At 49.7% G+C, this 2,173-nt stretch carries 20 tRNA genes; all 20 read right to left on the reverse strand.

The features are described 5' to 3' along the window. Positions 1–29: 29 nt before the first annotated feature. Positions 30–100 (reverse strand) — tRNA-Gly (locus ADIAL_RS04980). Between the two features lie 16 nt (positions 101–116). Beyond that, positions 117–189: transfer RNA gene (locus ADIAL_RS04985), tRNA-Phe, on the reverse strand. Positions 190–195: 6 nt separating this feature from the next. Further along, positions 196–268 (reverse strand) — tRNA-Asp (locus ADIAL_RS04990). Positions 269–383: 115 nt separating this feature from the next. Next, positions 384–473 (reverse strand) — tRNA-Ser (locus ADIAL_RS04995). A 23-nt stretch (positions 474–496) separates the two neighbouring features. After that, positions 497–568: transfer RNA gene (locus tag ADIAL_RS05000), tRNA-Glu, on the reverse strand. An 18-nt stretch (positions 569–586) separates the two neighbouring features. Further along, positions 587–675: transfer RNA gene (locus ADIAL_RS05005), tRNA-Ser, on the reverse strand. 24 nt (positions 676–699) lie between these two features. Beyond that, positions 700–773: transfer RNA gene (locus tag ADIAL_RS05010), tRNA-Ile, on the reverse strand. 26 nt (positions 774–799) lie between these two features. Beyond that, positions 800–870: transfer RNA gene (locus ADIAL_RS05015), tRNA-Gly, on the reverse strand. 5 nt (positions 871–875) lie between these two features. Beyond that, positions 876–948 (reverse strand) — tRNA-Asp (locus tag ADIAL_RS05020). 90 nt (positions 949–1,038) lie between these two features. After that, a tRNA-Met gene (locus ADIAL_RS05025) sits at positions 1,039–1,111 on the reverse strand. 66 nt (positions 1,112–1,177) lie between these two features. Beyond that, positions 1,178–1,251: transfer RNA gene (locus ADIAL_RS05030), tRNA-Ile, on the reverse strand. A 7-nt stretch (positions 1,252–1,258) separates the two neighbouring features. Next, positions 1,259–1,332: transfer RNA gene (locus ADIAL_RS05035), tRNA-Met, on the reverse strand. 14 nt (positions 1,333–1,346) lie between these two features. Then, a tRNA-Pro gene (locus ADIAL_RS05040) sits at positions 1,347–1,420 on the reverse strand. A gap of 17 nt (positions 1,421–1,437) precedes the next feature. Continuing rightward, positions 1,438–1,511: transfer RNA gene (locus tag ADIAL_RS05045), tRNA-Arg, on the reverse strand. A gap of 22 nt (positions 1,512–1,533) precedes the next feature. Then, a tRNA-Leu gene (locus ADIAL_RS05050) sits at positions 1,534–1,619 on the reverse strand. A 38-nt stretch (positions 1,620–1,657) separates the two neighbouring features. After that, positions 1,658–1,729: transfer RNA gene (locus ADIAL_RS05055), tRNA-Gly, on the reverse strand. Between the two features lie 25 nt (positions 1,730–1,754). Beyond that, positions 1,755–1,827, reverse strand: a tRNA-Thr gene (locus ADIAL_RS05060). Between the two features lie 22 nt (positions 1,828–1,849). Continuing rightward, positions 1,850–1,931, reverse strand: a tRNA-Leu gene (locus ADIAL_RS05065). A 31-nt stretch (positions 1,932–1,962) separates the two neighbouring features. Then, positions 1,963–2,035 (reverse strand) — tRNA-Lys (locus ADIAL_RS05070). Positions 2,036–2,044: 9 nt separating this feature from the next. Further along, positions 2,045–2,117 (reverse strand) — tRNA-Val (locus ADIAL_RS05075). Positions 2,118–2,173: the final 56 nt, after the last annotated feature.

Genomic DNA, 2,173 nt, shown 5'->3' on the forward strand with positions numbered 1-2,173 from the left:
CTTTTGTCCCAGCCTCTTTTTTGTAGTAGAGCGGGTGAGGAGAATCGAACTCCCGACATCAGCTTGGAAGGCTGGGGTTTTACCACTAAACTACACCCGCTGATAATAAACTAAAATGGCGCTGGACAGAGTCGAACTGCCGACACACGGAGCTTCAATCCGTTGCTCTACCAACTGAGCTACAGCGCCTTAAAACGGTCCCGACGGGAATCGAACCCGCGATCTCCTGCGTGACAGGCAGGCGTGATAACCGCTACACTACGGGACCAGATATAAGGTCAACAAACACCTATATTGTGGTACTGATTCTAAAAAAAATACCGCAGCCCATTAAGCTGCGTGTGTCATTATTGCAGGATGCTTAATCACTACAAGACAGACAAAGGAGGATGTGGGATTCGAACCCACGCGCGCTTTTACACGCCTGACGGTTTTCAAGACCGTTCCCTTAAGCCAGACTTGGGTAATCCTCCAGATATAACTTATTCAGTTAGCATGACCCCTACGGGATTCGAACCCGTGTTACCGCCGTGAAAGGGCGGTGTCTTAACCGCTTGACCAAGGGGCCTGACAAAAATATAAAAAACGGAGAAGGAGGGATTTGAACCCTCGCGCCGGGATTACCGACCTACACCCTTAGCAGGGGCGCCTCTTCAGCCACTTGAGTACTTCCCCATATCGTAAATTTAAACGATACAATGGGCCTAAGTGGACTCGAACCACCGACCTCACGCTTATCAGGCGTGCGCTCTAACCAGCTGAGCTATAGGCCCCAAATGACAAATGTATTTTCATACAAAGCGGGTGAGGAGAATCGAACTCCCGACATCAGCTTGGAAGGCTGGGGTTTTACCACTAAACTACACCCGCTAAAACGGTCCCGACGGGAATCGAACCCGCGATCTCCTGCGTGACAGGCAGGCGTGATAACCGCTACACTACGGGACCTCACATTTAAATCCATTATATAAAATCACTGTAGGTCAATGCCTAAGTGTCCCCTGTCTGTATCAGCTAAAACTTCAACAGTCAGAGTGATTGCGGGGGCAGGACTCGAACCTGCGACCTCCGGGTTATGAGCCCGACGAGCTGCCAACTGCTCTACCCCGCGATAATATTAATTGACAACCATCGAATCTGAAGCCTATCATTACTAGCGCTTCAACAGTCATCGCAATGGACCTTGCAGGACTCGAACCTGCGACCGAACGGTTATGAGCCGTTTGCTCTAACCAACTGAGCTAAAGGTCCGCTTCGATAGCGGCGGAGGGGATCGAACCCCCGACCTCACGGGTATGAACCGTACGCTCTAGCCAGCTGAGCTACACCGCCATTTTTGTTACAAATCGGGAAGACAGGATTCGAACCTGCGACCCCTTGGTCCCAAACCAAGTGCTCTACCAAGCTGAGCTACTTCCCGTAATACTGCTCAACACATGCACCCTAGAGGACTCGAACCTCTAACCGCCTGATTCGTAGTCAGGTACTCTATCCAATTGAGCTAAGGGTGCTACACATTATTTTCATAATGAATACCGAGGGCCGGAGTCGAACCGGCACGGAGAATACTCTCCGCAGGATTTTAAGTCCTGTGCGTCTACCAATTCCGCCACCCCGGCTTGGGAATGAAATTGCAATATACAATTTAAACGGTTAGAGCGGAAGACGGGATTCGAACCCGCGACCCCCACCTTGGCAAGGTGATGTTCTACCACTGAACTACTTCCGCTAATGGTTTCTATTACATAAAAAAATGCCGGCTAAAGGATTTGAACCCTCGACCCACTGATTACAAATCAGTTGCTCTACCAACTGAGCTAAGCCGGCGTCTATCTATTAAATGGTGCAATGCGGATGGAGGGACTTGAACCCCCACGCCGTGAAGCGCTAGATCCTAAATCTAGTGCGTCTGCCAATTCCGCCACATCCGCTTGTGTGATTATATAAGATTTCTCTTATATATGAGCCGTACAGGATTCGAACCTGTGACCCACTGATTAAAAGTCAGTTGCTCTACCAACTGAGCTAACGGCTCATGGATCTATGGAGGTTAACGGGCTCGAACCGCTGACCCTCTGCTTGTAAGGCAGATGCTCTCCCAACTGAGCTAAACCTCCAAAAGAATATTAAGTAAAAGAGCTGCACGGCAATGTCCTGCTTTCACAAAGGGAAA

Source organism: Alkalibacterium sp. AK22, from assembly GCF_000585255.1.
Lineage (GTDB): Bacteria > Bacillota > Bacilli > Lactobacillales > Carnobacteriaceae_A > Alkalibacterium.